The sequence below is a fragment of the Georgenia satyanarayanai genome (assembly GCF_023715365.1).
Lineage (GTDB): Bacteria > Actinomycetota > Actinomycetes > Actinomycetales > Actinomycetaceae > Oceanitalea > Oceanitalea satyanarayanai_B.
Window position 1 is genome coordinate 1 of the sequence record NZ_JAMBNZ010000027.1, and the last position, 3,019, is coordinate 3,019.

Sequence of the window (3,019 nt, forward strand, 5' to 3'; positions counted from 1 at the left end):
AGCGGTCACCGTGATGGTCCTTTCGAGGCGGTTGTGAGAGATCACTCGAAGGATCGCGCGGTGACCGCCTACGTCTACAACGACACGCTCACCGTGCTACCGATACACCACTCTGCTGGACTCCACTGATAACGGCCCTGGGGGAAGACTTCATCAAATCTTCATCGCCGCTCCCCGTTCCTGCGGCTGCAGGCCCACGGCGACCCCCCTAGCGTCGTAATACCCGCACCCGTCATGACTGTCCGCGGGATAGCGACTGACGAAGGAGGAAGGCAATGAGAACCGCCGAGATGATGAACACCTACCCCGCCGAGATCAACCTCGACCGGGACCTGCTCGCCAGGGTGGTGGACACCCTGGTGGCCTGCTCCCAGGCCTGTACCGCCTGCGCGGACGCCTGTCTGAGCGAGGACATGGTCGCCGAGCTACGCACGTGCATCCGCACCAACCTGGACTGCGCCGACATCTGCGACACCACCGCCCGGGTCCTGTCCCGGCACACCGGCTACGACGCCAACCTCACCCGCGCCATGCTCCAAGCCTGTGTGCAGGCGTGCCGCTCGTGCGGGGATGAGTGCGCGGCGCACGCCGGGCACCACGAGCACTGCCGGGTCTGCGCCGAGGCGTGCCGCGCCTGCGAGCAGGCCTGCACCGAGCTCCTCGCCGCCATCGGCTGAGGGCGCGACCAGTCTCCGCAGCCGGCGTCTCTTAACCGAACCTTAACCGGCAGTCGGCGCCTCTCCGGGCGGTGGGTTAGCGTCCCTGGGTGTTCAGCCCGTCTCGGCCCCACGAGCATCGGGCCAACCCAGACAGGAGCAGAACGTGAAACGACTCGCCGCACTGATCGGGGCCCTTGTGCTCGTCCTTGCCGGGTGCTCCTCCACGGACACCCCCACCGACACCGACGTGCCGGCGGCCACCGGGGCGCAGGCGCAGTTCCTCGACGCCCACGGCCTGGCAGGCATGGAGGTCGAGGAGATCATCGACCACCTCGACCGGCTCGGCGGCGCCGACCGGCCCACCGACCTCATGGCCTCCATCCGCCCCGACGAGCTGGTCTTCTCCGACGGGCAGCAGGAGCTGGCCGTCGCCATGCCGCAGGACCGCTTCTACCTGTCCGTGGCCCCCTACGTCGACCAGACGCACGAGTGCTTCTACCACAGCCTGACCACCTGCCAGGGCGAGCTCACCGACCAGGACCTCGACGTCCGGGTCGTCAACAACGACGGTGAGGTGCTCCTCGAGGAGGAGATGACCACCTTCGACAACGGCTTCGTCGGACTCTGGCTACCCCGCGACGTCCAGGGCACCATCGAGGTCAACGTCGACGGGCTGACCGGCGCCACGAACTTCGCCACCACCGACGAGGGCGCCACCTGCCTGACCACCCTCCAGCTCACCTGACCGCCAGCCCTCACCCATAGGAGCGCAGACAGGAGGGCTGGGGTGGCGCCCAGGAGCGTCACACCGCTCCGGTGGGAGTGCTCGGCCTGCCGGTGCGGAGCGGCTGGAAGACCGGCGTGGTCGTCGCGGTCACCCTCGTGGCATGCCTGATCTACATGTGGCTGCACAGAGGCGACGCACGGCCTGCTTCTCACCGCCCTATCCGGCACCCGGTCTCACTACGCGGTGCGGCTGCCCTACCTCACCACGGACAACCAGGCATTCGTCAGCCCGGCGCGCGTTCCTGCTATAGCCGCGGATGCCCATGATCTCGGTCGCTGCGTGGAGTCGAGCGCCCCGATGGGCTCGTCCCCGAACAGGATCCCCTGCGGGACGAGGCTGAGCTCCACGTCGAGGAGGACGGCGAGCCCGGCCGTGACCCGCGGCCGGTTCGGCTTGCAGGACTGATCATCTGGTTCGACCGCCGCCGCGGCGAGGGCGGACTACTAACCGCTGAGCCCCGCCCGGCTCCGATGGAGCTCTCAACCCGGCGCATGAGGACCCCGGCGACTCTGCGATCGTGACGCGGCTCAAAGAACGGGTCAGAATCCCACGTGTCCCAGGAGGGTGTAGAGCCGCTCCGATGCCGCCCACAGAACGAGACCGAGTAGTTGTGTCATCAGCAAGGAGACAGGGAGGCCTACTGTGAGCATCCTTCGCGGCCGCCACGGCGGTCTCGAAACTGCACGACGCGAAGGCTGTCTCTTGTGGTGCGCTGCGCCGGCAATTTGGCGCACTGCCACGTCGTCTCGTCCCGCGCCGCTTAAGCTCGCCCAGGTGCGGATCTTGCTCGCGATTCGCTCGTAACGAGCGCTCGGTCGGAAACCCTGGAAGTTCGAAGAACCGTACGCCCCGGAAGTGCAGCGATAGCCTGACCGCGTATCGATAGTGATGCCGTTATGGCTTGAGACGTCGAGTATGTCGTCTCGCCGAAACTTGACGACCGAAATCCCGTTGATGATGACCATCGTCGTGTGGTCCACGGATATTCGCATGGTCACTACGCTGACCAGCATCCAGAGCACCACGCCGAGGAATGCCATGTTTCCGGCGTAACCGGTATAGGGGAGCTGCGGATCAATTGCCGTTACTGAGACGGCGATCGTGGCGAACAACCCCGTACACAATCCGGACACAACAATAGGAAGCCGTGGGGGCCCGATCAGGTGCCGCCGCTCACTTCCGGCCGACCTCTGACGGGCGGCTGCTGGGGTCGAAGTCGGTCTCACTATTGCCTTCCTGTGCCCGATGGTGGCTAAGCCTCGCGTCTCAAGTCGCCACCGTCTTGCCCAACCCTCGGTCACAGGCCCGTCAGCGTCGAAACCAAGGTTGCCACGATGCTACGCGTCCTGACGAACACGCTGGTGTTCAGCGCGGCAGCTACGTCCGCCACTCGACCACCTTGCACTGAGAGTACGGAAGCGAGAGCCGCAAGTCCGGAAGGCCATCGAGTGGAGTCCAGCAGAGTGGTGTATCGGTAGCACGGTGAGCGTGTCGTTGTAGACGTAGGCGGTCACCGCGCGATCCTTCGAGTGATCTCTCACAACCGCCTCGAAAGGACCATCACGGTGACCGC

Annotated in this window: 3 protein-coding genes; 2 read left to right on the forward strand and 1 reads right to left on the reverse strand. The window is 65.8% G+C overall.

The window, feature by feature from the left end:
* Positions 1-275: 275 nt before the first annotated feature.
* Positions 276-677, forward strand: a complete 402-nt coding sequence (locus M3148_RS16810; protein ID WP_251305884.1) for a four-helix bundle copper-binding protein — start codon at positions 276-278, stop codon at positions 675-677.
* Between the two features lie 145 nt (positions 678-822).
* On the forward strand, positions 823-1,404 hold the full coding sequence (locus M3148_RS16815; RefSeq protein WP_251305885.1) for a CueP family metal-binding protein: 582 nt from the start codon (positions 823-825) through the stop codon (positions 1,402-1,404).
* Positions 1,405-1,985: 581 nt separating this feature from the next.
* Here the strand turns inward: M3148_RS16815 and M3148_RS16820 are convergent.
* Entirely contained in the window at positions 1,986-2,558 is a 573-nt protein-coding gene (locus M3148_RS16820; RefSeq protein ID WP_251305886.1) for a hypothetical protein, read from the reverse strand.
* Positions 2,559-3,019: the final 461 nt, after the last annotated feature.